Source organism: Pseudomonas sp. SMSB3 (genome assembly GCF_052041965.1).
Taxonomy (GTDB): domain Bacteria; phylum Pseudomonadota; class Gammaproteobacteria; order Pseudomonadales; family Pseudomonadaceae; genus Aquipseudomonas.
This window is the reverse complement of the sequence record NZ_JBKGGV010000003.1, coordinates 242849-268590: the sequence shown is the minus strand read 5'-3', so window position 1 is coordinate 268590 and position 25742 is coordinate 242849. Positions and strand designations below refer to the sequence as shown.

Genomic DNA, 25742 nt, shown 5'->3' with positions numbered 1-25742 from the left:
AGTCTTTCAAACCGCTTTGGAAAATTCCCGCATGAAACGTACCCCGCATCTGCTCGCCATCCAGTCCCACGTGGTGTTCGGCCACGCCGGAAACAGTGCTGCGGTGTTCCCCATGCAGCGTATCGGGGTGAACGTGTGGCCGCTCAATACGGTGCAGTTCTCCAACCACACTCAGTATGGCCAGTGGGCGGGAGAAGTGCTTGCGCCAGCGCAAATTCCTGCGTTGGTAGAAGGCATTTGCAACATCGGCGAACTGGGCAACTGTGATGCAGTGCTTTCGGGCTACCTGGGTAGCGCCGAGCAGGGCAGGGCGATTCTGGCTGGGGTCGAACGGATCAAGGCGGTCAACCCGAAAGCCCTTTACCTGTGCGATCCGGTGATGGGCCATGCGCAAAAGGGCTGCATCGTGCCGCAGGAGGTGAGTGATTTCCTGTTGCAGGAAGCCGTTGCCAAGGCCGATATCCTCTGCCCCAATCAGCTTGAACTCGATAGCTTCTGCCGGCGTCAGGCGCAGTCGCTGGAGGACTGCGCTGATATGGCTCGCAGCCTGCTGAAACACGGCCCGCAGGTGGTGCTGGTCAAGCACTTGGCCTATCCCGGCCGCGAGGCGGACGCCTTCGAGATGCTGTTGGTGACCCGCGAGGGCAGCTGGCATCTGCGTCGTCCGCTGCTGGCGTTCCCGCGGCAGCCGGTGGGGGTGGGGGATCTGACTTCAGGCCTGTTCCTGGCGCGCGTGCTGCTGGGCGACAGCTGGCTGCAGGCGTTCGAATTCACCGCCTCGGCCGTGCATGAGGTGCTGCTGGAAACCCAGGCCTGCGCCAGCTACGAACTGCAACTGGTGCGGGCTCAGGATCGCATTGCCCACCCGCGGGTACGCTTCGAGGCGCAGCGCCTGGCGCACTAGCCTGCGTCGGTCTTCAAGTCCTGATAGCGTTTTTCCAGCTCCTGGCGGATCTGGCGGCGCTGCTGGCCTTGCAGGAAACGACGCTTCTCTTCGCTGGACTGCGGCTGGCGCGGTGGTACGGGCACGGGCCGGCGGTTGTCGTCGACCGCGACCATGGTGAAGAAGCAGCTGTTGGAGTGACGCACCGAGCGCTCGCGAATATTTTCGGTCACCACCTTGATGCCGACCTCCATGGAGGTGTTGCCGGTGTAGTTGACCGATGCCAGGAACGTCACCAGTTCACCGACGTGCACAGGCTCGCGGAAAATCACCTGGTCGACCGACAGCGTGACCACGTAGCTGCCGGCGTAGCGGCTGGCGCACGCATAGGCCACTTCGTCCAGGTACTTGAGCAGGGTGCCACCGTGTACGTTGCCAGAAAAGTTGGCCATGTCCGGGGTCATCAGGACGGTCATGCTCAGCTGGGCGTTTCCAGGTTCCATAGGGTGCTCACGGTTTGGTTGCGCTGAATCGGGGCGGGTATCTGCGGACACTTTTGTTTCCCCTTGCGAAATGATTGCCTGTGTACGAAAAGACGCGGCACACGGCGCGTTCGTCACGCCGATCATGCCAGCAACGACGGCTGTTCGGCCGATCTGTTTCTACATATTGCACCAGCCGTTTGCAGCGGGGTGCGATGTTAACCTGACTACGCCCATGCAACATGGGCTTTCCTGCATTCAATACAGTGTGTACTTGCTGCTGGCTTGGCCCTGCCTCGGCAGCGGGGCGGTCTGCCCGGTGCATCCGGCTAAGTCGAAAAGGAGTCTCGCGCCATGCATGCCATCAGCTTCATCCAGGACCTGGCGGTCATCATGCTCGTCGCCGGCGTGGTGACGATCGTGTTTCATCGCCTCAAGCAACCCGTGGTGCTCGGCTACATAGTTGCCGGTTTCATCATTGGCCCTCACACGCCGCCGTTCGGCCTGATCCACGACGAAGACACCATCAAGACCCTCGCTGAGCTGGGGGTGATCTTCCTGATGTTCTGCCTGGGCCTGGAGTTCAGCCTGCGCAAGTTGTTCAAGGTCGGCGCCACGGCTTTCATTGCAGCCTTTCTGGAAATCGTCCTGATGATCTGGATCGGTTTCGAGATCGGCCGCTGGTTCGGTTGGAGCACCATGGACTCGCTGTTCCTCGGCGCGATCCTGGCGATTTCCTCGACCACCATCATCGTCAAGGCGCTCAACGACCTGAAGATGAAGAACGAGCGCTTCGCCCAGCTGATCTTCGGCGTGCTGATCGTCGAAGACATCCTCGGCATCGGCATCATTGCCCTGCTGTCCGGTATCGCCGTCAGCGGCTCGGTCAGCTCCGGCGAGGTGTTCTCGACGGTGGGCAAGCTATCGCTGTTCATGATCGTGGCCCTGGTCATCGGCATTCTGCTGGTGCCGCGGTTGTTGGCCTACGTGGCGAAATTCGACAGCAACGAGATGCTGCTGATTACCGTGCTCGGGCTTTGCTTCGGCTTCTGCCTGCTGGTGGTCAAGCTCGAATACAGCATGGTGCTCGGCGCCTTCCTCATCGGCGCGATCATGGCCGAGTCGCGCCAACTGCTGAAGATCGAGCGGCTGATCGAGCCGGTCCGCGATCTGTTCAGCGCCATCTTCTTCGTCGCGATCGGCCTGATGATCGATCCTCAGGTGCTGATCGACTACGCCTGGCCAATTGTGGTCATTACCTTGGCGGTGGTGCTGGGCAAGATACTCTCGTGCGGCATGGGCGCATTGATTGCCGGCAACGACGGCCGCACGTCGCTGCGGGTGGGCATGGGGCTTTCGCAGATCGGCGAATTCTCGTTCATCATCGCCGCGCTGGGCATGACCTTGCAGGTCACCAGCGACTTTCTCTACCCGGTGGCGGTGGCGGTTTCGGCGATCACCACGCTGCTGACGCCCTACCTGATTCGGGCGGCCGATCCGCTGTCGCAAAAACTGGGCAAGGTCATGCCACAACGCTTGTCCCGGGTCCTGTCGCTGTATGGCGAGTGGTTACGCAGCATCCAGCCCCAGGGCGAAGGTGCCATGCTCGCCGCCATGATTCGCCGTATCCTGCTGCAAGTGGGGGTCAACCTGGCACTGGTGATCGCGATCTTCTTCAGCGGCGGATATTTCGCGGCGCGCATCGGCAGCTGGCTCAGTGAATGGGTCACCGACGTCAGCCAGCAGAAGGCGCTGATCTGGGGCGCAGCGCTGTTGCTGTCATTACCCTTCCTGATTGCCGCCTACCGCAAGCTCAAGGCACTGTCGATGCTGCTGGCCGAGATGGGGGTCAAGCCCGACGTGGCCGGGCGGCATACCCAGCGTGTTCGGCGAGTGATTGCCGAGGTGATTCCGCTGTTGTCGCTGCTGGTGATTTTCCTGCTGTTGTCGGCGCTTTCCGCGAGCATTCTGCCGACCAACGAGCTGTTGCTGATCATCGCCGTGGTTGCTGCTGTAGTGGTCGCCGTGCTGTGGCGTTGGTTCATTCGCGTGCATTCCAAGATGCAGATCGCCTTGTTGGAAACCCTGGAAAACAACCGCGATCATTCCCACTGACGGCGCGCCCTCTTCGCCAACGACCTGGCGAAGAGGGCGCTGCACACTGAGCCGCTGTCAGCTCTCCAGCCACACATCCCGCGCCCAGTGCCACACCGATTCCCAGCTTTCTTCGGTGACGATCTCTTCCTCGCTGGACCACAGCACCACGGTGCCGTCCTCTTCGACGCAGTAGTAGCCTTCGTCAGAGGCGCACAGCGGAATCAGGTCACGCGGTACACCTGCATCCCAGGCGTTGGCGGCAACATCGGGCAAATAGGTATGCGACTGCGGATCGGTGACCGTCACCGGCTCCAGCGAGCCGTACACCACGTCGCTGACGGTCAGGAGAAACTCCTTGAACACGAACGGGATATTGATGAACAGTTGTTCTTCGATTTCGACCAGATCATCTTCGTCGGGAAGCTCCAACGGAACAGGCACGGGTTCGTTGGCTTCACGGAGTTGTTCGATCACTTCTTCCACGGTTCACATCCTCTGACCTTTATGACAACGCTGCGCGTTATACCCTAGTAGCGCACTCTGGCAAAAGCAAAAAACCCCGGGAAGGCCCGGGGTTTCTTGTGCGCCGCAGAGCGGTTAGCCGTTTTGACGGATACCGGCAACCAGCCAAGGTTGGTTGTCGCCCTGGGCACGCACCATGTGCCAGCTTTCGCTGAACGGCTCGCCCTGGTCGAAGCGCGAGGTCTTCGATACACCACGGAAGGTCAGGGTCGCGTCAGTGCGGTCGGCGCGATCATCCACACCGTCGAGCTGCACATCGAGGTCGTCGATGTAGGTGGACTGGAAGCCATCACCCAGGTCAGCACGCTCGCGCTTGAGGAATTCAAGCATCTGCGGAGTGACGAACTCGGCGATCTTGTCCATCTCGTTGGCATCCCAGTGCTGCTGCAGCGACTGGAAGTGGCTACGGGCAGCGGCCAGGAAGCTCTGCTCGTTGAACCACGCCGGGGCGTTGATCACCGGGGCGGCGGCAGCAGGCGCGGCGGAACCACCAAAGATCGACGATTGAGCTGGCTGACCGTGCGCTTCACGCTGGAATGGCGCGTGGCCGGGCGCGGCCATTTGCGGCTGCTGCTGGCGGCGACGGGCGGCGATGAAGCGGAACACCAGGAAGGCGATCAGCCCGACGATCAGGAAGTCCATGATCTGCAGGCCCTCGAAGCCGTCACCCATGAACATGGACGCCAGCAGGCCACCTGCGGCGAGGCCGGCCAGCGGGCCAAGCCAGCGCGAAGCACCGCTGGCGGCGGCCGGAGCGCGGCCAGGCGCGGTTGGCGCGGCTGCAGGCGTGGTTGGCGTAGCCTGGCGGGTCTGATGGATAGGCGCGGAGCCAGAGCTCTTGCCGCCGCCAAAGCGCTTGGCGTTGGCGTCCAGGCTCAGCGTCAGGCCAACGCAGAGCGCCAGTGCGATGCTAAGAAAACGTTGCATAAATGGGATTTCCCCTGTTGTGGATTGCACGCGCGTCATGGTGCACAGGTTCCTGTGCACATAGCCAGTGGCAAGATGTTTCGAGCTTTTGCCTGATATTACCAGGCGCCTGCCATCGCCCTATAGGGCCTCGAGCTTGGCGTAGCCCAGCATCAGCCACTTGCTGCCTTCGGCGAAGTTCACTTGCACCCGCGCCTGCGCGCCGGAGCCCTCGAAGTTGAGGATCACCCCTTCACCGAATACCGAATGCTGCACCCGCTGCCCGAGGGTGAAGGCCGTCTGCGGAATCGCGGCGTTGGCGAACAGGCTGCTGGCACCACTGGAAGCCCCGCCAAACGGCCTGCTGACACTGTTGGACAGCCGCACTTCCTGGACCAGGCCACTTGGAATCTCGCGGACGAAGCGCGATACCTTGTTGTAGGTCTCGCTACCATACAGCCGCCGTGTCTCGGCGTAGGTCATGATCAGCTGGCGCATGGCGCGGGTAATGCCTACGTAGGCCAGGCGCCGTTCCTCTTCCAGGCGGCCGGGTTCTTCCAGGCTCATCTTGTGCGGGAACAGGCCTTCTTCCATGCCCACCAGAAACACGTAGGGAAACTCCAGGCCCTTGGCGCTGTGCAAGGTCATCAGCTGAATGCTGTCTTCGTGTTCCTGAGCCTGGGCATCACCGGCTTCCAGCGACGCATGGCCCAAGAACGCCGAGAGCGGCGACAGGTCGCCGTCGTCCTCGCTGGTTTCGAAGTTGCGCGCCGCGCTCACCAGTTCTTCAAGGTTTTCTACCCGTGCCTGGCCCTTTTCACCCTTTTCTTCCTGGTGATAGATGATCAGACCGGACTGCTCGATGGCCGTCTGGGTCATGGTGTGCAACGGCATGTCGGCCACTTTGCTGGCCAGGCTTTCGATCAGTTCGACGAAAGCGCCCAAGGCACTGGCGGCTCGACCTTTGAGCGCTTTTGCAGCAATCAGCTGGCACATCGCCTGCCACATCGACGTTTGACTGTGGCGGGCATGCTCGCGAATGGCTTCGACGGTCTTCTCGCCGATGCCGCGCGGCGGCACGTTGATCACCCGTTCCAGTGCAGCATCATTACCACGACCTTCGATCAGACGCAGGTAGGCCATGGCGTTCTTGATTTCGGCGCGTTCGAAGAAGCGCTGGCCGCCGTAGATACGGTAGGGGATGCGCTCGCGCAGCAAGGCTTCTTCCAGGACCCGGGACTGGGCGTTGGAGCGGTACAGAATAGCGATGTCGTTGCGCGCGCTGCCCTTCTTGATCAGGCTTTCGATGGTTTCGACCACGTAACGCGCTTCGTCGTGTTCGTTGTAGGCGGCATACAGCGTCAGCGGCTCGCCTTCACCCATGTCGGTCCACAGCTCTTTGCCCAGGCGCCCACTGTTGTTGGCGATCAAGGCGTTGGCCGCCTTGAGGATGCCGCCGGTGGAGCGATAGTTCTGCTCCAGGCGGATCATCTCGGCGTCTGGGAAGTCCGCCGTGTATTGGTGGATATTCTCGATCTTGGCGCCGCGCCAGCCGTAGATCGACTGGTCGTCATCGCCGACCGCCATCAAGCTGCCGCCTTGCTGGCCCGCCAGCAGGCGCAGCCAGGCATACTGCACGGCGTTGGTGTCCTGGAATTCGTCCACCAGCAAGTGCCGGAAGCGCCGCTGATAATGTTCGAGCAAGCCTGGATGATCGCGCCACAGGTCGAGGGCGCGCAGCAGCAGCTCCGAGAAGTCGATAACCCCGGCGCGCTCGCAGGCCAATTCATAGGCGCTGTAGACATCGCGCATGGTCTGCAGGAACAGGTCGCCGCCGGCCTGGATATGTTGCGGGCGCAGGCCCTCGTCCTTTTGCCCGTTGATGAACCACTGCGCCTGGCGGGCGGGCCACTTCTGCTCGTCGAGGCCAAGCTCGCGCATGACGCGCTTGATCAGCCTTTGCTGGTCGTCGCTGTCGAGAATCTGGAAGTTCTGCACCAGCCGTGCTTCCTGCCAGTGTGCGCGCAGCAGGCGGTGCGCCAGGCCATGGAAGGTGCCCACCCACATGCCTGCCGGGTTGATCCCCAGCAGTTGCTCGATACGCTGACGCATTTCGGCGGCAGCCTTGTTGGTGAACGTCACCGACAGGATCGAATGCGGCGAAGCCTGCTCGACCTGGATCAGCCAGGCGATGCGGTGCACCAGCACGCGGGTTTTACCGGAACCGGCGCCCGCAAGCACCAGCTGACGCCCGAGCGAGGCGGCGACGGCCTGGCGTTGGGCATCGTTGAGGGAATTGAGCAGGAGGGAGAGGTCATCTGTGTGCATCCGGCCATTCTAGGGGGAGGGCGGGGATGGGGCAAATATCTACTGTATAAATATTCACCGTTGCAGCTGTCGTTCATCGGGTGTTTGGTGCGCTCGCTCGGTTGTGTAAGATCGCAGCTCGTTCGGCACTGCCCATAATAAGAACCCTACAAGACTCGCTACCATGACCCAGGACTGCGCGGCGATCGGCGTATCGTCGGAGATGACCAAGCAGCTGCGCAGGCAGTTCGCCACCGAACTGTCGGTCGAACGTACCCGCTTGCTGTATCAGGGCTCGCTGTTGCCCACTCTGTTCATGCTGCTCAACGGGCTGCTTTGCGCCTGGCTGATGTGGCGCCCTGGGAATCGACTGCTGGTGGGGGTAGGGCTGGCCTGGTTATTGGCGTTGGTAGCGCTGCGCCTGATTCAGGTCACGGCGTTCAACAATGCCCCAGCGCAACGTCAGGCCAACCCTGCCTGGCGACGCATGTTCATGTTCGGTTCTGCGTTCAGTGGCCTGACGCTGGCCGGTGCCGCCATCGCGCTGGTGCCGCAAGACAACTTCGTGCAACAGGCGTGGGTGTTCGGCTTGCTGGGCATGGCCAGCTTGAGTGCGAGCATCGCCTATGCCGTCAGCCTGCCGGCGTTTCTCAGTTTTGCCTTGCCTTGCCTGCTGCCGCCGACCCTGTTCCTGTTCCAGTTCGAGGCGGGCCAGCAGCGCGGTTGGGGCTGGCTCGGCCTGATCTTGCTGGTGGCGTTGCTGGTGGTGGCCTGGCAAGTGCATAGGCTGCTGGAGTGCAGCTTGCTGCGGCGCTTTCACAATCAGGCATTGAATCAGGACCTGCAGCGAATTTCTGCGCGCAAGGCGCTGGAAGAGCAGCAACGCCTGGCGGCCACGGTGTTCGAAGCCTGTAGTGAAGGGGTGGTGATACTCAGTGCCGACAAGGTGGTACTGGCGGTCAACCAGGCCTACTGCCAGATGACCGGTCACGACCGCAGCGAGGTACTGGCGCAGGCGCTGTTCGATTTGCCCTGCCACAGTGATGCGCGGCGCCATAGCCAAGCCATCGAGGCAGCGCTCGAGCAGCACGAAGACTGGCAGGGCGAACTGGTCGAGTCACGCAAGCTGGGTGAATTGCATCCCCAATGGCTGCAACTGAAGGCCGTGCGCGATCGTGATGGCCGCGTGAGCCAGTTGGTCGGTTTTTTCACCGACCTGTCGGCGCGTCGCGCCTCCGAAGAGCGCTTGCGCTACCTGGCTCACTACGACGAACTCAGCGGGCTGGCCAACCGCTCGTTGTTCCGGCTGCGCTTGCAAGAAGCGGCGCAGCGGATTCGCAGCAATGGCCGCAGTTTGGCACTGCTGCACATCGACCTGGACCGCTTCAAGCTGTTGAACGAAAGCCTGGGCCACGAGCTGGCCGATCAACTGATCCGCAAGATTGCCCGGCGCATCGTGAGCGCCGTGCCGGAGGCCGATACGGTAGCTCGGCTGTCGGGGGACGAGTTCGCCGTGCTGTTCGACGGCTACAGCAACCTGTCGAGCCTGGTGCGGGTGACCACCCGCTTGCTCAACAAGCTGCGCAAACCCCAGCGCCTGGACGGGCATGAAGTGGTGGTCAGCGCTTCGGTGGGTATCAGCGTGCTGTCCGATGCAACGCGGGATGTCGAAGCCCTGATAGGCCAGGCAGACATGGCCAAGCAGCACGCCAAGCATCTGGGCGGTGACAATTTCCAGTTCTACACCGAAAGCCTTCGCGCCAGCACGCTTGAGCGCTTGCAGCTGGAGAACCAGCTGCGCAAAGCCATCGACGAAGGGCAGCTGACGGTTTATTACCAACCCAAACTGTGCCTGCGTAGCGGCCGCCTGCACGCGGCCGAAGCGCTGGTGCGCTGGCAGCACCCCGAGCGCGGCATGGTGCCGCCGGCGCAGTTCATCGGCCTGGCAGAGGAAACCGGGCTGATCGCGCCAATCGGTGAATTCGTGCTTCGCCAGGCCTGTCGGCAAGCGCGCCAATGGTCGTTGCAAGGCTTTGCGGTACGGGTGTCGGTCAACCTTTCGGTGTACCAGTTGCGCCAAGGCAAGCTGGTAAGCCTGGTACGGCAGGTGCTGGAAGAGACGGGGCTGACACCGCAGTTGCTGGAGCTGGAGCTGACCGAGAGCCAGCTACTGGAAAGCGTCGAGCACATCATCTCGACCTTCGAACAGCTTCACGCGCTGGGGGTAAAATTGGCCATCGACGATTTCGGTACCGGTTATTCGTCCCTGAGTTACCTCAAACGCTTGCCGGTCGACTATGTGAAGATCGACCAGGCATTCATACGCGGTCTACACCCTGGTAGCCAGGATGCAGCCATCACCCAGGCCATCATTACCTTGTCGCGCAGCCTTGGTCTGAAGGTCGTGGCCGAAGGGGTGGAAACACACGAGCAACTGGCGTTTCTGCGCGAACAGGCTTGCGATGAGGCGCAAGGCTACCTCATCAGCAAACCTGTCCCTGAGCCGGAATTCCGCGCAATGCTGGGCCATTGCTGGGGCGCCGCCCCCGTGCTCGGGCAGCTCAGCATCCGCCTGGAGGGCTAAGTCAGTGGGTGATCAGAATGTCCGTGATGGACGCGAGCAATTGTCCGTCATGGAAAATCTCCACCTGCGACACGGTGTCGAGGATCGACTCCTCGAAGCGTACAGCCTTGTCGCAAACGACTTGTACGAATGCGCCTTCCTTGCGCTGCAGCTCAAGGTCCAGCGTGACGGTCGTCGAACCGTTCTGGGCAGCGCGCCTGACCAGTACCGGTTCGATACCCGGGTGATTGACGGTGACCGTGCCGTGCACCCGCAGGCGGGCGCCTGGCGGCATTTTGTCGTGCTGGACCTTCCAGTTCTTGCTGGCGATGGACATGGGTGAACTCCTGTGTGCAGAAGGGCGGTATGCCCTTCTGCGCGCCAGAATGCGGGTAGCTCGATGGGGCCAGCAGAGCGAAGCGTTTCAGCTGTGCCAGTGCCTGCCGTGCCGGGCCAACAGAGTATTGGCCTGTTCCGGCCCATTGCTGCCGGCGGCGTAGTGGCGGGGCGCCTGGAAATGCTCTTGCCAGCCATTGAGGATGGGGTCGATCCAGGCCCAGGCGGCATCGACTTCGTCGCGGCGCATGAACAGCGTCGAGTCGCCCTCGACAATGTCCAGCAGCAGCCGCTCGTAGGCTTCCCAGCGACGGGTCTGGCCAAACACCTGGGCAAGGTTCAGGTCCAGCTCGACCGGTTCCAGGCGCATGCCCTTGCCCGGGCTTTTGCTCATCATGCGCAAGCTGATACGTTCTTCAGGTTGCAACTGGATCACCAACTGGTTGACCTGCCCGCCATTGAACAGCTCATGGGGTACCGGTTTGAACTGGATGACGATCTGCGATGAGCGGCGCGCCATGCGTTTGCCGGTTCTTAGATAAAAGGGCACCCCAGCCCAGCGCCAGTTATCGATGTGCGCTTGCACCGCCACGAAGGTTTCAGTGTCGGTGTCGTTATCGACGTCCTTTTCGAAGTAGTACGCCGGCACCTCCTGGCCGCCGATGTAGCCGGCACCGTATTGCCCACGCACGGTCTTGTCCTGCACGTCCTGGCCGCAGATGGGTTTGAGTGCGCGCAGCACCTTCACCTTTTCGTCCCGCACGGCCTCGGCTTCGAACTGCGCCGGTGGCTCCATCGCCACCAGGCACAGCAGCTGCAACAGATGATTCTGCAGCATGTCACGGGTCGCACCGGCGCGATCGTAGTATGCCCCGCGGTTCTCGACACCCAGGGTTTCGCACACGCTGATCTGCACGTGATCGACCTGGCCGTTGCGCCACACGGGCTCCAGCAGCGCATTGGCAAAGCGCAGCGCCATGAGGTTCTGCACCGTCTCCTTGCCCAGATAGTGATCGATGCGAAACACCTGCGATTCGCCGAACACGGCGCCGATCGCCTCATTGATGGCCGTGGCCGAGGCCCGCGAATGGCCAATCGGTTTCTCCAGCACGATGCGCGCTTCGCTGTCGGCCAGCCCGGCAATCTGCAGGTGGGTGGCGATCGGGGCGAAGAGATTGGGGGCGGTGGCCAGGTAGAACACCCGCGTCAACCCGCCCGGCTCCCCCAGATAGCGCGCCAGGCGGCCGAAGTCGGCGCTTTGCGAGGCGTCCAGCGGGAAATAGTCCAGGCGCGCGCTGAAGCGCTGCCAGACCTCTTCTTCGAAGTCGTTGCGAGCAATCTGCGCACGGCAGTGCCGCTCGGCGAGGCGAACGTATTCGTTACGGCTTATGTGCCGGCGCGCCAGCGCGATGATGCGCACGGCATTGTGCAAACGCGCCTCGCGATACAGGTGATAGAGCGCCGGCAGGAGCTTGTGCAAGGCCAGGTCGCCCGTGCCGCCGAATACCAGAATGTCGCAAGGAATAGTCAAACCACCACGCTCCACGTTCGTTTAACTGGGCGGGTTGGCGTCCATGTAGTATAACTACAAGAAAGCTACATCCCGGCCAGCCGATCATAACCGAGTCCAGCCCGTGAATCTGTTGCAACATATCGCCCAATCGCGCCATCTGCTGCGCAAATCGGAACTCAAGGTCGCCGACCATGTGCTGCTGGACCCAGCCGCCGTGATGCACAGCTCCATGGCTGACCTTGCGCACAACGTGGGCATAAGCGAGCCGACCATCGTGCGTTTTTGCCGGGCCATCGGCTGCTCGGGCTTCCAGGACTTGAAGCTGAAGCTTGCCCAGAGCCTGGCGGCTGGCGCCAGTTTTGGTCAGTTCGCCATCCATGAAGACGACTCGGTTGCCGACTACAGCCTGAAGATCTTCGACACCACGCTGCACACCTTGATGGAAGTGCGCGAGCACCTTGATCCGCAGGCGCTGCAGCAGGCAGTCAGCGCCATGGCCCAGGCGCAACGCGTGGAGTTCTACGGCTTCGGCGCCTCTGGCGCGGTGGCCGCCGACGCCCAGCACAAGTTCTTCCGCCTGTTGCTCAGCGCTGCGGCGTATTCGGACCCGCACATGCAGGCGATGTCGGCGGTGACGCTCAAGCCCGGTGACGTGGCGGTGTGCATTTCCCAGTCAGGCCGCTCCAAGGATCTGCTGATCACTGCCAACCTGGTGCGCGAAAGCGGGGCCAACCTGATCACCCTGTGCCCAAGCGCAACGCCATTGGCCGAGTTGTCGACGGTCAACCTGGCCATCGACGTGCATGAAGACACCGAAATCTACACCCCGCTCACCTCGCGCATCGCTCACCTGGTGGTGATCGACGTGCTGGCCATGGGTGTCGCCATGGCGCGCGGCCCCAGCCTGGTCAATCACCTCAAGAGCGTCAAGCGCAGCTTGCGCAGCCTGCGCCTGTCGCCCAAGTCGATCAAGGCCACGGAAGACTGATGCTGGCCCTGTGCTGGCTGCGCGCCGGCACACTTCGTCACCTTTCATCGTTCTGTCACCCGTTCACAGCCAAACTGTCAACCTGTCAGGCCAGTCTGAAGCTCCCGCATCCGCTCAGGGAGACTCGCCATGGCTCGTGATTTCGACGGTACCTATCTGCCCAACGCCAAAGCGCGCAAGCAGCAGGAAAAAGATCAGCGTCGCATGGCCTACCGCCGCGCCATCGAGAGCTACTGCGACCAGCGCCAACTGCTGCGCGAGTTGTCCGACTACCCCGATTTGCACGCGCTCACCGGGTGGCAGGTGTCGGCAGCGAACTCCCTGAAAAACGTTCGACAAGCGTACTGATCAACGCACGTTCACTGCGAATGAATGCATGAAACGCTAGCGCTACCGGCGATTGTCGCTTGGCTTTGGCCTGCACCACGCACCAGCTGCGGTACAGCGGCAGCTCCTCGACGGGCAGCTCTTGGAGCAGCCCGGTTGCCAGTTCCATGTTCACCGCATGGCGGGTCAGCAAGGCAATGCCCAGGCCTGCGATCACGCACTCGCGCTGGGCATCGGCGGAGGCGACCTCCAGCGTCTGGGTGAAGTGCACGCGCTTGTCCTTGAAGTATTCCTCGCAGGCTTTGCGCGTACCGGATCCTTGCTCACGCACCAGTAACGTGTGCGGCTCCAGGTCCTGCAAGCGCAGCTGCTCGAGCTTGGTCAGCGGATGCCCGGGCGGGGCGACGGCCACGATCGGATTGTTGAGAAATGGCAGAAACTCCAGGCCCATGTCCTGCGGCACCATCGACATGATGATCAGATCGTCGCGATTATCGGAAAGGCGGCGGATGGCCTGGGCGCGATTGACCACCGTCAAGGTCAGGTTGACCTCCGGATGGCGCTGCTTGAAAGCCGCGAACAGGTGCGGCACGAAGTACTTGGCGCTGGATTCGATTGCCAACTTCAATTGCCCTTGCAGTGAGCCCTGCATGTCCGACAACTGCATGTCGAGGCTCTCCAGGCGCCCGAAGATATCGCGACTGGCCCGTTGCAACGCTTCGGCCGCTTCGGTGAGGTACAGCTTTTTACCCACATAGTCGAAAAGCGGCTGGCCGATCAACTCTTCGAGCTGGCGAATCTGCAAGCTGACAGCAGGCTGAGTGAGTGCCATTTCTTCGGCAGCGCGGCTGTATGAGCGCAAGTCGCACACCTCATTGAACACTTGAAGCTGGCGCAATGTCATGCGCATCAAGGACTTACGCATTTTTATTATCTCTTGGGCAATACCTTGTTACCGCACTATAAGCTTTTGCTAATACTGCCTCTAACAAATATTGATTTTTGTTTATCGACCCACGGCGCTAGGGTGATTGTGCGACTGGCCAGTAACCACTGGCCGCGCCGACCGGTAGAACCGGATCGTCTGTTCCTACGGCTTTGGGAAGAATCCAGTGATAAAAAAAATCCTGATCGCCAACCGGGGTGAAATCGCAGTCCGCATCGTGCGGGCTTGTGCCGAAATGGGTATTCGCTCTGTCGCGATCTATTCCGATGCCGATCGTCACGCCTTGCACGTCAAGCGTGCCGACGAGGCCTACAGCATTGGTGCCGAGCCGCTGGAGGGTTACCTAAACCCGCGCAAGCTGGTCAACCTTGCCGTTGAAACCGGCTGCGATGCGCTGCATCCCGGTTACGGTTTCTTGTCGGAAAACGCCGAGCTTGCCGAAATCTGCACTGAACGCGGGATCAAGTTCATCGGCCCGGCGGCTGAGGTCATCCGCCGCATGGGTGACAAGACCGAAGCGCGCCGCACCATGATTCAGGCCGGTGTGCCGGTCACGCCCGGCACCGAAGGCAACGTCGCCGACATCCATGAAGCCCTGAGCGAAGGTGAGCGCATCGGTTATCCGGTGATGCTCAAGGCGACCTCAGGCGGTGGTGGCCGTGGCATCCGCCGCTGCAACAGCCGTGAAGAACTGGAGCAGAACTTCCCGCGGGTTATCTCCGAGGCCACCAAGGCGTTTGGTTCGGCCGAAGTGTTCCTCGAGAAGTGCATCGTCAACCCCAAGCACATCGAGGCGCAGATCCTCGGCGACAGCTTTGGCAACGTCGTGCACCTGTTCGAACGCGATTGCTCGATCCAGCGACGCAACCAGAAACTCATCGAAATTGCGCCCAGCCCGCAGCTGACGCCCGAGCAGCGCGCCTACATCGGCGACCTGGCGGTGCGTGCGGCCAAGGCGGTGGACTACGAGAACGCCGGCACCGTGGAGTTTCTGCTCGCCGATGGCGAGGTGTACTTCATGGAAATGAATACCCGCGTCCAGGTCGAGCACACCATCACCGAAGAAATCACCGGTATCGATGTGGTCCGCGAGCAGATTCGCATCGCCTCGGGCCTGCCCCTGTCGGTCAAGCAGGAAGACATTCAGCACCGCGGCTACGCCTTGCAGTTCCGCATCAACGCTGAAGATCCGAAGAACAATTTCCTGCCCAGCTTCGGCAAGATCACCCGCTACTACGCCCCAGGTGGCCCGGGTGTGCGCACCGACACGGCGATCTATACCGGTTACACCATTCCGCCGTTCTACGATTCCATGTGCCTGAAGCTGGTGGTCTGGGCATTGACTTGGGAAGAAGCCATGGACCGTGGCCTGCGCGCCCTGGACGACATGCGTGTGCAGGGGGTCAAGACCACCGCCGCGTATTACCAGGAGATCCTGCGCAATGCGGAATTCCGTAGTGGTCAGTTCAATACCAGCTTCGTTGAAAGCCACCCGGAACTGACCAATTACTCGATCAAGCGCAAACCCGAAGAGCTGGCCCTGGCCATCGCCGCCGCCATCGCCGCCCACGCAGGCCTATGAATGCAGCTGCAAGCTGTAAGCGGCACGCTGCAAGTAAAAGCAGATCAGCTTTTCTTGCCGCTTGCAGCTTGAAGCTCGCCGCTTTGAGGAGATAACAATGTCCAAGAAAATCCACGTCACCGACACCATCCTGCGTGACGCCCACCAGTCCTTGCTGGCCACCCGCATGCGCACCGAAGACATGCTGCCGATCTGCGACAAGCTCGACAAGGTCGGCTATTGGTCGCTCGAAGTCTGGGGCGGCGCCACCTTCGACGCCTGCGTGCGTTTTCTCAAGGAAGATCCATGGGAGCGCCTGCGCAAGCTGCGCGCAGCACTGCCCAACACTCGTCTGCAAATGCTCCTGCGCGGCCAGAATCTGCTGGGTTACCGGCATTACAGCGATGACGTGGTCAAGGCCTTCGTGGCCAAGGCCGCGGTCAACGGTATCGATGTGTTCCGCATCTTCGACGCCATGAACGACGTACGTAACCTGCGCGTGGCGATCGAAGCGGTCAAGGCCGCCGGCAAGCACGCCCAGGGCACCATCGCCTATACCGTCAGCCCGGTACACACCATCGACGCCTTCGTGGCCCAAGCCAAGCAGATGGAAGCCATGGGTTGCGACTCCATCGCGATCAAGGACATGGCCGGGCTGCTGACCCCGTTCGCTACCGGCGAGCTGGTCAGGGCGCTCAAGGCCGAACAGTCGCTGCCGGTGTTCATCCACTCGCATGACACCGCAGGGCTGGCCGCCATGTGCCAGCTCAAGGCCGTGGAAAACGGTGCCGACCATATCGATACCGCCATCTCCAGTTTTGCCTGGGGCACCAGCCATCCGGGTACCGAGTCGATGGTCGCTGCACTCAAGGGCAGCGAGTTCGATACCGGGCTCGACCTTGAGCTGCTGCAGGAAATCGGCCTGTACTTCTATGCGGTGCGCAAGAAGTATCACCAGTTCGAAAGCGAGTTCACCGCCGTGGACACCCGCGTGCAGGTCAACCAGGTGCCGGGCGGCATGATTTCCAACCTGGCCAACCAGCTCAAGGAACAGGGCGCGCTCAGCCGCATGAACGAAGTGCTGGCCGAAATTCCTCGGGTCCGGGAAGACCTCGGTTACCCGCCGCTGGTGACCCCCACTTCGCAGATCGTCGGCACTCAGGCGTTCTTCAACGTGCTGGCTGGCGAGCGTTACAAGACCATCACCAACGAGGTCAAACTGTACCTGCAAGGCGGCTACGGCAAGGCACCGGGCGTGGTCAACGAGCAGCTGCGCCGCCAGGCGATCGGCAGCGAAGAAGTGATCGACGTACGCCCGGCAGACCTGCTCAAGCCAGAAATGGCCAAGCTGCGTACCGAGATCGGTGCACTGGCGCGTTGCGAAGAAGACGTGCTGACCTTTGCCATGTTCCCTGATATCGGACGCAAGTTCCTTGAAGAACGCGAGGCAGGCACCCTCACCCCTGAGGCGCTGCTGCCGATTCCGGAAGCCGGGGCGGTCGCCGCGCCTGGTGGCGAAGGGGTGCCGACCGAGTTCGTCATCGATGTGCACGGCGAAACCTACCGGGTCGATATCACTGGGGTTGGGGTCAAGGCAGAAGGCAAGCGCCACTTCTACCTGTCGATCGACGGCATGCCCGAGGAAGTGGTGTTCGAGCCGCTCAATGAATTCGTCGGCGGTGGCAGCAGCAAGCGCAAGCAGGCCAGCGCCCCTGGCCATGTCAGCACCACCATGCCGGGCAACATCGTCGATGTGCTGGTCAAGGAGGGCGACACGGTCAAGCCCGGCCAGGCCGTGCTCATCACCGAAGCGATGAAGATGGAAACCGAAGTGCAGGCTGCCATCGCCGGCAAGGTCGTGGCCATTCACGTGGCCAAGGGCGATCGCGTGACGCCGGGTGAAATCCTGATCGAGATCGAAGGCTGAAACAGGCTTCACGCTACAAGCGGTTAACCTCCGGGGAGCGAATGCTCCCCTTTTTTTGCCTTCGCTCCGGAGGGGCGCGCCGAGCTAGGCTTTGCGGCATTGCTCAAGCGTTTCAACCTGGCCGTCAGGCCGTTGGTTCTCCTCGCTCAACCACCGCTCGAAGCCTGCCGCCACTTGCGGCCACTCGTCATCGGTGATCGAGTACCAGGCGGTGTCACGGTTGTGATCCTTGACCACCATATGCTTGCGGAACACCCCTTCGAAGGTAAAGCCGAACCGCTGCGCAGCGCGCCTTGAGCGGGCATTGGCGTTGTTGCATTTCCATTCCAGGCGGCGGTAGCCCAGCTTGAACGCCAATTTGCCCAGCAGATACACCGCTTCGGTGCTCTTGGGCGTGCGCTGCATGGCAGCGCCGAAGGCGACGTGGCCGATTTCGATGCGACCGTGAACGGGCACGATCGACATCAGGCTGAGCAAACCTTGGGCCTGCCCGCTGCGGCGGTCGATCACGCTGAAGAACAGGGGATCCTGGCCCGTAGCGTGGCCCTGCAGCCAGCGATCGAAGGCGCTGCGCTCGCTGAATGGGCCATAGGGCAGGTAGTCCCACAGTGCCGGGTCCGCGGCCGGCCCCTGCAGCACCGCCCATAAATCGTCACCGTGGCGCGCAGCCTCGAGCTTTTCGAGGCGAATGAAGCGGCCATCGATGGGCTCGGCCTTGGGTGTCGCAGCGGGGGTCCAGTTCAGTGCATCAGTCATATGGCCTACAACCCTTTGCGAAATTGAATGAAGCCCGAGCGCTCCGCGACTTGCTCGTACAGGCTGATCGCGGTGGCATTGGTCTGGTGGGTCAGCCAGTGCACTTTGCTGCAGCCGTCGGCCTTGGCTTGAGCATAGACATGCTCGATCAGTTGGCGACCGATGCCCAAGCCGCGCTGGCCGCTGTCGACGTAGAGATCCTGTAGGTAGCAGGAATTCTCGATGCTCCAGTTGGAGCGATGATAGATGAAGTTGACCATGCCCACCGCACGGCCATCGACCCAGGCCAGCGTCGAATGGGTCGGCTCGCTGGGCTCGAGCAGGCGTTGCCAGGTGCTGATGGTGACGTCTTGCGCCAATTCGGTTTGATAGAAGCGCAAGTACGCTTGCCAGAGATCGAACCAGGCAGCGTGATCATGGGTACTGACAGGGCGCAAGGTAACGGTGGGCATGGGCTAGTCCTTCAGAGTGAGCGCATCTGCGCGGCGAGTTGATTGTCCAGGTGGTCGGGGCTGGCGCTCAGGCCGTCACGCACGCCGGCGACGTCTTCGACAGAGCGGTTCTGGCTGAGCTTGCGTGCCCCTTGCAGGCGGGCGATCGGCAAACGGATGCCGACGATGGCGCGCAGCATGCTGTCGAGGTAGTCGGCCGGCGCATCAGAGACCTGCCAGGGCGCGCTGCGGCCCTCTTCATGGCGTGCGGTCAGGCGGCTTACGATGTCCAGCAGCGAGGCGGGGTCATGGATCACTTCGACCGCGCCGTAGGCATGCACCGCGAGGTAGTTCCAGGTTGGCACCACGTTCGGGTTGTCGGCTTTGCTGGGGTAATAACTGGGGCTCACATAAGCGTCAGGCCCTGGAAACACGAGTAACGCCTCAGCCGCATTTTGCAGGTCCTGCCACTGCGCATTGGCTCGGGCCAGATGGGCGTAGACAGTACCGTTCTCGCCTTCCTGGGTATCGACCAGCACGGGCAAGTGAGTGGCCAGCAAGCCGTGTTCGCCATGACTGATCAAGATCGCCAGACGTGTTTCGAGCATCTGTTGATGCAAGCGCTGCAGATCATGCTCTTGGTGGGGTTTGCTGTTGTACATATGAGGGTCCTTGTTCGATGGACCCATGCTAGGCAAGCTAATGGTTCCCGGTAAGAGCCATTACCTAGTCTTTTGATAGGTCCAATTCCCATGAGCGAGTTATCCATTGCGCTGCCGTTCGATCCTGCCGGCATTGTCCTCGACCGCCGTCGCCCATTGGCCCAGCAGCTCTATCAGGCCCTGCGCGCACGAGTGCTCGATGGCCGTTTGAGCAGCGGCACACGGTTGCCGGCCACGCGTGACCTGGCGCGGATCATCTCGCTGTCGCGCAACAGCGTTATCCGTGCTTACGACCAGCTGTATGCCGAAGGCTTCATCGAGAGTCGCGTCGGCGACGGCACCTACGTGACCCGCCTGGGAAAACTATCCACACAACTGTCCACAGGGTTATCCCAGGGTTTATCAACAGACTTATCCACATTTTTGACTGCCGACACTGAGGTTTTATCCAGTGCAGCGTCATTTCAGGCGCCCATCGAACGATTGAAAAATCATCATGTGCCGCTGCCCAGAGCGGGTGCGCCACGCGCTTTTCGGGTGGGGGTGCCGGCCTTCGATCTCTTTCCTTTCGACGTCTGGACCAAGTTACAAGCGGGCTTCTGGCGTAACCCGGACCCTGCACAACTGGGCTACGGCGACCCCGCAGGCGAGCCCGCACTGCGCGAGTTGATCGCCGCTTACCTGCGTCGCTCGCGCGGTCTGAGTTGCAGCGCTGAACAAATAGTGATCACCAGCGGCGCGCAGCAGGCGATAAGCCTTTGTGCACAGCTGCTGTTGCAGCCAGGGGATGGCGTGGCTGTGGAAAACCCCGGTTACCGAGCCGCAGGGCACGCTTTTGCAATGGCCGGCGGCAAGGTATCCGGCGTGCCAGTGGACGAGCAGGGCATGCAGTGCCACCAGTTGTGGCAGATGGCCGATTGCCGCCTGGCGTATGTGACCCCTGCCCATCAGTACCCCACTGGCGTGACCCTGAGCCTGGCCCGGCGCCTGGCCCTGCTGGAGTGGGCAGAGCACCGCAACGGCTGGATCATCGAAGACGACTACGACGGTGAGTACCGCTACACCGGGGCACCGCTCGCGCCGCTGGCAGCGCTCGACAGGGCAGGCCGGGTGCTTTACGTCGGCACTTTCGGCAAGATCGCCTTCCCGGCGTTGCGGCTGGGCTATCTGGTGTTGCCAGCACGTTTGATGCAACCGTTCAGTCAGGCGCGGGCTCTGGCGGTCAGGCATTCGGAGGTCGGTACTCAATGTGTGATGGCCCAATTCATGGCCCAAGGCCATTTCCAGCGCCATATCCGCCGTATGCGCAAGGCGGCGTTGAGCCGACGCAACGTACTCAAGGCAGGTTGGCCTACAGACGTGGCCGGGTTGGGCGAGATGCCAGAGGTCGCTGCGGGTCTGCACGTGAAAGTCGCTGTGGATAACCTTGCGCGCGAGCGGGAGTTGGTGGCCAAGGCTGAGGCGGCAGGGGTGGAGGTCAATCCGCTCAGCGGCTATTGGCTACCTGATTCATCGGCGCCTGTGGATAAGCGAGCCGGGCTGGTCCTGGGTTTTGCTGCGGTGCCCGAAGGGCAAATCGCCGAAGCATTGATGCGCTTGCGCAAAGCTTGGAAGAAATGAAAAAGGGCCGCTGTGCGGCCCCGGATATGGCAGGTTGCCTCAGGTACCGGACTTGATCCGCGTCCAGGCCCTGGTACGCGCCCGCTCGGCGTCACGCGGCAGGGGCTTGAGGGTATAAAGCTTGGTCATCGCCTCAGCAGTCGGGTAAAGGTTCGGATTGTTGCGTATCGCCGGGCTGACCTTGTCGGTCGCGTCCTTGTTCGGGTTGGGATAGCCGACGAAGTCGCTGATGGGCGCAATCACTTCAGGGCGCAGCAAGTAATTGATGAAGCCGTGGGCATCCTCGGCGTTGGCCGCGTTCTTTGGGATCGCCAGCATGTCGAACCAGATCGGCGCACCTTCCTTGGGCAAGCGCATGTCCACCTGCACCCCATTGTTCGCTTCCTTGGCGCGGTTGGCTGCCTGCGAGAAGCTGCCGCTGTAGCCGACGGCGACACAGATGTCGCCATTGGCGATGTCGGCCATGTACTTGGAGGAGTGGAAGTAGGTGATCGAGGGCCGAATTTTCAGCATCAGCGCCTCGGCCTTCTTGTAGTCCTCTGGCTTGTCGCTGTTCGGCGGCAAGCCCAGATGCTGCAATGCCAGCGGCAGGATTTCGGACGGTGAGTCGAGCAGCGCTACCCCGCACTGCTTGAGCTTGGCAATGTTTTCAGGCTTGAAGATCAGGTCCCAGCTGTCGACCGGTGCGTTCTCGCCAAGCGCTGCCTTGACCTTTTCCGGGTTGAAGCCGATCAGGATCGTGCCATACATATAAGGCACGGCGAACTTGTTGCCTGGGTCGTTGGCTTCGATGAGCTTCATCAGCGCCGGGTCCAGGTGTTGCCAGTTCGGCAGCTTGCTGCGGTCCAACGGCTGGAACACACCGGCTTCGATCTGCTTGGCCAGAAACACATTAGAGGGCACCACCACGTCGTAGCCGGAATTGCCCGTCAGGAGTTTGGCTTCCAGCGCCTCATTGGTGTCGAAGATGTCGTACACCAACTTGACCCCGCTGTCCTTCTGATAATCGGTCAAGGTCTGCGGGGTGATGTAATCGAACCAGTTATACACGCGCAAGGTTCGTTGTTCGGCGTGCGCCTGCAAGGTTGCGGCGAACAGGCTTGCAGCGATGCAAGGGGCGAGCAGACGCTTGAGTCGGGCCATTATCGGACTCCTGGCTGGGCGCGCTGGAAACCTTCCAGCACATTGACCGCATTGATACCGATTTCCTCCACAGCGTAGCCGCCTTCCATCACGAACAGGGTCGGCTTGCCGAGCGCGGCGATGCGCTTGCCCATTTCCAGGTAATCCGGGCTGTCCAGTTTGAACTGCGAGATCGGGTCGTCCTTGAAGGTGTCCACACCCAGTGAAATCACCAGCACCTCGGCATCGTAGGCGGCAATGCGCTGACAGGCGTCTTCCAGTGCAGCGCTCCAGGCTGCCCAGTCGCTACCGGCAGGCAACGGGTAATTGATGTTGTAGCCAGCACCTGCGCCCTCACCGGTCTCATCGGCATAACCGAGGAAGAACGGGAATTCATCCTGCGGATCACCGTGAATCGAGGCGAAGAACACATCGCTGCGCTGGTAGAAGATGTCCTGGGTGCCGTTGCCGTGGTGGTAATCGACATCGAGGATGGCCACTTTACTGCGGCCCTGATCGAGAAACGCCTGGGCGGCGATGGCGGCGTTGTTCAAGTAGCAGTAGCCGCCCATGACTTCGGCTGCGGCATGGTGCCCCGGTGGCCGGCACAGGGCGAACGCTGCGTGAGCGCCTTGCGCGATAGCGGCCTGAGCGGTAAGCGCCACTTGCGCGGCGCTGTAGGCGGCCTGCCAGGTGCCGGCGGTGATCGGCGCACCGGCATCGAAGCTGTAGTAACCCAATTCACCGTGCAAACCGGTTGGTTTGACTTGGCGCAGGGTCCGCGCGGGCCAGGTGAACGGCAGCAGGTCACCTTCGTGACCCAGCGCGGCCCAGCGGGCCCAGGCACCTTCGAAGAAATCCAGGTAGGCGGCACTGTGGATGCGCTGCAGCGGCTCCCGGCCAAAGTCAGTGGGTGCCAGCACCTCACCCAGGTTGCGCGTGTGGACCTGCTGCAGCACGTGGTCGGCGCGCGAAGGCATTTCGAAACAGGGCATCAGCTTGCCGTCGATCAGCTCGCAGCGGCCATGGTGCAGGCGATGATCATCGGAATACACAGTCAGCATTTGTTGTTCTCCGTCGGGACTGGCGTGGCTCCATTTTCATGGTCGAGGCAGTGAGCGAGAACGACGCAACTGGCCAAAAGGGGATCGATATGGCCAAGCTGAATGGCCGCCTGGCGCTGTCGCTGGTTTTTACCCGCGAAAATGACTCGGCGCCACGCCACTCCAACGCTGGAAGGCGTGGCGGAAACTGGCTGTCTCGCTGAAGCCCAGGCACTCGGCGATGCGGTAGATCGGCATGTGCTCGTCGGCGAGCAGTTGCTTGGCTCGCTCGAAGCGCACCTGGTCGAGCAACTGCTGATAACTGCAGCCCAAAGCCTGCAAATGCCGGCGCAAGGTACGCGATGAGCAGTTCATCTGCCGTGCCAGGCCCTCAAGGCCGGGCGCAGCATCCAGTTGCTGCAGCAACAGCTGGCGAATACGCCCAAGCCAGGCCTGGCGACCGGTGAACTCCAGGTTCAACTGCCGGCAACGCTCGCTCATGGCCTTGTGGGTGATTGGATCGGCCAGCGGCAACGGGGTGTCGAGCCAGCGGCGCTCGAAGGCGAACGCGCTGTCTTCAGCCTCGAATGCCAGCGGGCATTCAAAAGCTCCGGCATACAGCCGGTGATAGCCGGGCCGACTGTGCTCGAAGCGTGCACCGAGCAGTGGCAGGGTGCGGCCAAGCAGGTCGTCGCAGATCACCTTCAACGACACCATGCAGAATTCGCTATTGAACGTGGCCAGCGCGGGCGCATCGCGGTAGTCGCTGGCGCTGAGCCATACGCGCCGGCCATCGTCGACCAGGCGCAGCGTGAACACCGTTCCCAGCAGTGCCGGATACTGCAGCGCCAGGCGCAGGGCGTCACCCAAAGTGGCACTGGAGAGCAGGGCGTAACCAAGCATGCCGTAGCACGACACATGCATGCGCCGGCCCAGTTCCAGGCCAATCTCTTCACGCCTGGCGACGGCATTGGCGCAGACTTGCAGTTCCTGCTGGGTGGTGATGCGCGCATCGCTGTGGCCCAGGTCCGCCGGGCCTATGCCACTGCCGTCGAGCAGCGTCATGGCTTCGCAGCCCTCTTCCTGGAACAGGTTGAGGATCAGGGAAACAGCGTTGAGGGTGGTCAGGTGGCTGTGCAGCATCGCTCGCTCATCCCGGGGGCTGGGAGGCATTATGGAGCAAGTTGCGTGCCGACGCCGCAGCGGCGCATGCAGCGGGCCTGTCAGGCAAAAAAAAAGGCCCGTAGCGTGCGCTCGGGCCTCTGAAAGGTTGAGAGGTGTCTAGTCCCTCGACCTGGTGAGACGGTGTTGCAGTGACTTGGTTACGCTTTAAGCGGAACCAGGCGCGGCGCGATCATGTTTTCCGGACGCAGGATGTCGTCGAGCATCGCGTCATCCAGCAGCTTCTCTTCACGGACCAGCTCCAGGACGCCGCGGCCGGTTTCCAGGGCGACGCGGGCGATACGCGTGGCGTTTTCGTAGCCGATGTACGGGTTCAACGCGGTAACCAGGCCGATCGAATGCTCGACCAGCTCACGGCAGCGCTGTTCGTTGGCGGTGATGCCGACGATGCAGTGCTCACGCAGCATGTCCATGGCGCGTTGCAGCAGGCGAATCGAGTCGAAGATCTTGTAGGCGATCAGCGGCTCCATCACGTTCAGCTGCAGCTGGCCACCTTCGGCGGCGACGGTCAGGGCCAGGTCGTTACCCATGATGGCGAAGGCCACTTGGTTGACAGCCTCTGGAATTACCGGGTTGACCTTGCCCGGCATGATCGAGCTGCCCGGCTGACGCGCCGGCAGGTTGATCTCGTTGATGCCGGTACGCGGGCCGCTGGACAGCAGGCGCAGGTCGTTGCAGATCTTCGACAGTTTGACCGCGGTGCGCTTGAGCATGCCCGAGAACAGCACGAAAGCGCCCATGTCCGAGGTGGCTTCGATCAAGTCGGCTGCCGGAACCAGTGGTTGGCCGCTGATGGTGGCCAGGCGCTGGACTGCCAGTGCCTGGTAGCCAGGGTCGGCGTTGATGCCGGTGCCGATGGCAGTACCGCCCAGGTTGATTTCGGTCAGCAACTCTGGAGCCAGCGAACGCAGGCGCTGCAGGTCTTCGGTCATGGTGGTGGCGAAGGCGCGGAATTCCTGCCCCAGGGTCATCGGTACGGCGTCCTGCAGCTGGGTACGGCCCATCTTCAGCACGTGATCGAATTCCTTACCTTTGGCAGCGAAGGCCTGGATCAGGCTGTCGAGGCTGGCCAGCAGCGCGTCGTGACCCAGCAGCAGGCCCAGGCGGATGGCGGTCGGGTAGGCGTCGTTGGTCGACTGCGCCATGTTCACGTCGTTGTTGGGGTGCAGGTACTGGTACTCGCCTTTCTGGTGACCCATGGCCTCCAGCGCGACGTTGGCGATGACTTCGTTCGCGTTCATGTTGGTGGAAGTACCGGCGCCACCCTGGATCATGTCCACCACGAATTGCTCGTGGTAGTCGCCCTTGATCAGGCGGGCGCAGGCTGCACTGATGGCAGCGTGCTTGGCATCGCTCAGGTGACCCAGCTCACGGTTGGCGTCGGCAGCCGCCTGCTTGACCATGGCCAGGGCCACGACCAGCTTCGGGTAGTGCGACAGCGGAACACCGGAGAGATGGAAGTTGTTGGCAGCGCGCAGGGTCTGGATGCCGTAGTAGGCATCGGCAGGGACTTCAAGGGTACCAAGCAGATCTTTTTCGACGCGGAACGATGCAGCGGAGGACATGAT

Annotated in this window: 22 protein-coding genes; 8 read left to right on the top strand and 14 right to left on the bottom strand. The window is 61.8% G+C overall.

The annotated features are described in order from the left end of the window. Nucleotides 1-31 precede the first annotated feature (31 nt). Nucleotides 32-904: a pyridoxal kinase PdxY gene (gene pdxY, locus ACLEJW_RS07175; protein WP_440777290.1), complete on the top strand. Its 873-nt coding sequence runs from the start codon at nucleotides 32-34 to the stop codon at nucleotides 902-904. On the opposite strand, the gene ACLEJW_RS07170 is transcribed toward pdxY, so the two are convergent. Continuing rightward, entirely contained in the window at nucleotides 901-1386 is a 486-nt protein-coding gene (locus tag ACLEJW_RS07170) for an acyl-CoA thioesterase (RefSeq protein WP_145184510.1), read from the bottom strand. The genes pdxY and ACLEJW_RS07170 overlap by 4 nt on opposite strands. A 333-nt stretch (nucleotides 1387-1719) precedes the next feature. Here ACLEJW_RS07170 and ACLEJW_RS07165 point away from each other — a divergent pair, with 333 nt between their 5' ends. Beyond that, nucleotides 1720-3480: a cation:proton antiporter gene (locus tag ACLEJW_RS07165; RefSeq protein ID WP_440777289.1), complete on the top strand. Its 1761-nt coding sequence runs from the start codon at nucleotides 1720-1722 to the stop codon at nucleotides 3478-3480. A gap of 57 nt (nucleotides 3481-3537) precedes the next feature. Here the strand turns inward: ACLEJW_RS07165 and ACLEJW_RS07160 are convergent, their stop codons facing one another. The 3 genes from ACLEJW_RS07160 to uvrD all read right to left on the bottom strand — a co-directional run bounded on the left by ACLEJW_RS07160 (nucleotide 3538) and on the right by uvrD (nucleotide 7218). Continuing rightward, nucleotides 3538-3945, bottom strand: coding sequence for an SMI1/KNR4 family protein (locus tag ACLEJW_RS07160; RefSeq protein WP_313295082.1), 408 nt, complete (start codon nucleotides 3943-3945; stop codon nucleotides 3538-3540). 114 nt (nucleotides 3946-4059) lie between these two features. Beyond that, nucleotides 4060-4911: a Tim44 domain-containing protein gene (locus ACLEJW_RS07155; RefSeq protein WP_145184499.1), complete on the bottom strand. Its 852-nt coding sequence runs from the start codon at nucleotides 4909-4911 to the stop codon at nucleotides 4060-4062. 120 nt (nucleotides 4912-5031) lie between these two features. Further along, entirely contained in the window at nucleotides 5032-7218 is a 2187-nt protein-coding gene (gene uvrD / locus ACLEJW_RS07150) for a DNA helicase II (RefSeq protein ID WP_313295083.1), read from the bottom strand. A 163-nt stretch (nucleotides 7219-7381) separates the two neighbouring features. On the opposite strand from uvrD, the gene ACLEJW_RS07145 reads away from it, so the two are divergent. Continuing rightward, nucleotides 7382-9781: a putative bifunctional diguanylate cyclase/phosphodiesterase gene (locus ACLEJW_RS07145; protein WP_440777288.1), complete on the top strand. Its 2400-nt coding sequence runs from the start codon at nucleotides 7382-7384 to the stop codon at nucleotides 9779-9781. 1 nt (nucleotide 9782) lies between these two features. Here ACLEJW_RS07145 and ACLEJW_RS07140 read toward each other — a convergent pair whose 3' ends face one another. Together ACLEJW_RS07140 and zwf are read right to left on the bottom strand one after the other, a co-directional pair. Continuing rightward, entirely contained in the window at nucleotides 9783-10097 is a 315-nt protein-coding gene (locus tag ACLEJW_RS07140; RefSeq protein WP_145184489.1) for a hypothetical protein, read from the bottom strand. Between the two features lie 87 nt (nucleotides 10098-10184). Beyond that, complete coding sequence (zwf, locus tag ACLEJW_RS07135; RefSeq protein WP_313643371.1) at nucleotides 10185-11627, bottom strand: glucose-6-phosphate dehydrogenase; 1443 nt, start codon at nucleotides 11625-11627, stop codon at nucleotides 10185-10187. Nucleotides 11628-11730: 103 nt separating this feature from the next. Here zwf and hexR point away from each other — a divergent pair, with 103 nt between their 5' ends. Both hexR and ACLEJW_RS07125 read left to right on the top strand, forming a co-directional pair. Continuing rightward, nucleotides 11731-12597, top strand: a complete 867-nt coding sequence (hexR, locus tag ACLEJW_RS07130) for a transcriptional regulator HexR (protein ID WP_145184483.1) — start codon at nucleotides 11731-11733, stop codon at nucleotides 12595-12597. A gap of 129 nt (nucleotides 12598-12726) precedes the next feature. Next, entirely contained in the window at nucleotides 12727-12945 is a 219-nt protein-coding gene (locus ACLEJW_RS07125; RefSeq protein ID WP_440777287.1) for a PA3496 family putative envelope integrity protein, read from the top strand. On the opposite strand, the gene ACLEJW_RS07120 is transcribed toward ACLEJW_RS07125, so the two are convergent. Continuing rightward, nucleotides 12887-13849, bottom strand: coding sequence for a LysR family transcriptional regulator (locus ACLEJW_RS07120; RefSeq protein WP_313454841.1), 963 nt, complete (start codon nucleotides 13847-13849; stop codon nucleotides 12887-12889). The genes ACLEJW_RS07125 and ACLEJW_RS07120 overlap by 59 nt on opposite strands. A gap of 187 nt (nucleotides 13850-14036) precedes the next feature. Here ACLEJW_RS07120 and ACLEJW_RS07115 point away from each other — a divergent pair, with 187 nt between their 5' ends. Both ACLEJW_RS07115 and oadA read left to right on the top strand, forming a co-directional pair. Further along, nucleotides 14037-15452 carry an acetyl-CoA carboxylase biotin carboxylase subunit gene (locus ACLEJW_RS07115; protein ID WP_313295089.1) on the top strand — a complete coding sequence of 472 codons (1416 nt, stop codon included), beginning with the start codon at nucleotides 14037-14039 and terminating at the stop codon, nucleotides 15450-15452. Nucleotides 15453-15549: 97 nt separating this feature from the next. Further along, entirely contained in the window at nucleotides 15550-17358 is a 1809-nt protein-coding gene (gene oadA, locus ACLEJW_RS07110; RefSeq protein WP_145184471.1) for a sodium-extruding oxaloacetate decarboxylase subunit alpha, read from the top strand. 84 nt (nucleotides 17359-17442) lie between these two features. On the opposite strand, the gene ACLEJW_RS07105 is transcribed toward oadA, so the two are convergent. Genes ACLEJW_RS07105 through ACLEJW_RS07095 form a run of 3 tightly spaced genes read right to left on the bottom strand, consistent with a single transcriptional unit; the run spans nucleotide 17443 to nucleotide 19207 of the window. Then, on the bottom strand, nucleotides 17443-18114 hold the full coding sequence (locus ACLEJW_RS07105; RefSeq protein ID WP_313295091.1) for a GNAT family N-acetyltransferase: 672 nt from the start codon (nucleotides 18112-18114) through the stop codon (nucleotides 17443-17445). Nucleotides 18115-18119: 5 nt separating this feature from the next. After that, nucleotides 18120-18566 carry a GNAT family N-acetyltransferase gene (locus ACLEJW_RS07100; RefSeq protein ID WP_145184466.1) on the bottom strand — a complete coding sequence of 149 codons (447 nt, stop codon included), beginning with the start codon at nucleotides 18564-18566 and terminating at the stop codon, nucleotides 18120-18122. Between the two features lie 11 nt (nucleotides 18567-18577). Next, a complete protein-coding gene (locus ACLEJW_RS07095; protein WP_440777286.1) occupies nucleotides 18578-19207 on the bottom strand; it encodes an FMN-binding negative transcriptional regulator in 630 nt (209 codons plus the stop codon). Nucleotides 19208-19297: 90 nt separating this feature from the next. Between ACLEJW_RS07095 and pdxR the strand changes: the two genes are divergently transcribed. Continuing rightward, nucleotides 19298-20827, top strand: a complete 1530-nt coding sequence (gene pdxR, locus ACLEJW_RS07090; protein ID WP_440777285.1) for a MocR-like pyridoxine biosynthesis transcription factor PdxR — start codon at nucleotides 19298-19300, stop codon at nucleotides 20825-20827. A gap of 39 nt (nucleotides 20828-20866) precedes the next feature. Here pdxR and ACLEJW_RS07085 read toward each other — a convergent pair whose 3' ends face one another. From ACLEJW_RS07085 to aspA, 4 genes are all read right to left on the bottom strand, one after another. Then, the gene (locus ACLEJW_RS07085; RefSeq protein WP_145184457.1) at nucleotides 20867-21970 is read right to left on the bottom strand and encodes an extracellular solute-binding protein; all 1104 of its coding nucleotides are present in this window, start codon (nucleotides 21968-21970) and stop codon (nucleotides 20867-20869) included. Next, nucleotides 21970-23013, bottom strand: a complete 1044-nt coding sequence (locus tag ACLEJW_RS07080; protein WP_313295096.1) for a histone deacetylase family protein — start codon at nucleotides 23011-23013, stop codon at nucleotides 21970-21972. Before ACLEJW_RS07080 ends, ACLEJW_RS07085 begins: the two co-directional genes overlap by 1 nt. 129 nt (nucleotides 23014-23142) lie before the next feature. Then, on the bottom strand, nucleotides 23143-24135 hold the full coding sequence (locus ACLEJW_RS07075; RefSeq protein ID WP_313295098.1) for an AraC family transcriptional regulator: 993 nt from the start codon (nucleotides 24133-24135) through the stop codon (nucleotides 23143-23145). Between the two features lie 179 nt (nucleotides 24136-24314). Then, nucleotides 24315-25739 carry an aspartate ammonia-lyase gene (gene aspA / locus ACLEJW_RS07070; RefSeq protein ID WP_145184448.1) on the bottom strand — a complete coding sequence of 475 codons (1425 nt, stop codon included), beginning with the start codon at nucleotides 25737-25739 and terminating at the stop codon, nucleotides 24315-24317. Between the last annotated feature and the right edge of the window lie 3 nt (nucleotides 25740-25742).

Bases quoted from the DNA above. Each gene is read 5' to 3' on its own strand.
- pdxY (WP_440777290.1), top strand. From the start codon at position 32: ATGAAACGTACCCCGCATCTGCTCGCCATCCAGTCCCACGTGGTGTTC.
- ACLEJW_RS07170 (WP_145184510.1), bottom strand. From the start codon at position 1,386: ATGGAACCTGGAAACGCCCAGCTGAGCATGACCGTCCTGATGACCCCG.
- ACLEJW_RS07165 (WP_440777289.1), top strand. From the start codon at position 1,720: ATGCATGCCATCAGCTTCATCCAGGACCTGGCGGTCATCATGCTCGTC.
- ACLEJW_RS07155 (WP_145184499.1), bottom strand. From the start codon at position 4,911: ATGCAACGTTTTCTTAGCATCGCACTGGCGCTCTGCGTTGGCCTGACG.
- uvrD (WP_313295083.1), bottom strand. From the start codon at position 7,218: ATGCACACAGATGACCTCTCCCTCCTGCTCAATTCCCTCAACGATGCC.
- ACLEJW_RS07145 (WP_440777288.1), top strand. From the start codon at position 7,382: ATGACCCAGGACTGCGCGGCGATCGGCGTATCGTCGGAGATGACCAAG.
- ACLEJW_RS07140 (WP_145184489.1), bottom strand. From the start codon at position 10,097: ATGTCCATCGCCAGCAAGAACTGGAAGGTCCAGCACGACAAAATGCCG.
- ACLEJW_RS07125 (WP_440777287.1), top strand. From the start codon at position 12,727: ATGGCTCGTGATTTCGACGGTACCTATCTGCCCAACGCCAAAGCGCGC.
- ACLEJW_RS07120 (WP_313454841.1), bottom strand. From the start codon at position 13,849: ATGCGTAAGTCCTTGATGCGCATGACATTGCGCCAGCTTCAAGTGTTC.
- oadA (WP_145184471.1), top strand. From the start codon at position 15,550: ATGTCCAAGAAAATCCACGTCACCGACACCATCCTGCGTGACGCCCAC.
- ACLEJW_RS07105 (WP_313295091.1), bottom strand. From the start codon at position 18,114: ATGACTGATGCACTGAACTGGACCCCCGCTGCGACACCCAAGGCCGAG.
- ACLEJW_RS07100 (WP_145184466.1), bottom strand. From the start codon at position 18,566: ATGCCCACCGTTACCTTGCGCCCTGTCAGTACCCATGATCACGCTGCC.
- ACLEJW_RS07095 (WP_440777286.1), bottom strand. From the start codon at position 19,207: ATGTACAACAGCAAACCCCACCAAGAGCATGATCTGCAGCGCTTGCAT.
- pdxR (WP_440777285.1), top strand. From the start codon at position 19,298: ATGAGCGAGTTATCCATTGCGCTGCCGTTCGATCCTGCCGGCATTGTC.
- ACLEJW_RS07085 (WP_145184457.1), bottom strand. From the start codon at position 21,970: ATGGCCCGACTCAAGCGTCTGCTCGCCCCTTGCATCGCTGCAAGCCTG.
- ACLEJW_RS07080 (WP_313295096.1), bottom strand. From the start codon at position 23,013: ATGCTGACTGTGTATTCCGATGATCATCGCCTGCACCATGGCCGCTGC.
- ACLEJW_RS07075 (WP_313295098.1), bottom strand. From the start codon at position 24,135: ATGCTGCACAGCCACCTGACCACCCTCAACGCTGTTTCCCTGATCCTC.
- aspA (WP_145184448.1), bottom strand. From the start codon at position 25,739: ATGTCCTCCGCTGCATCGTTCCGCGTCGAAAAAGATCTGCTTGGTACC.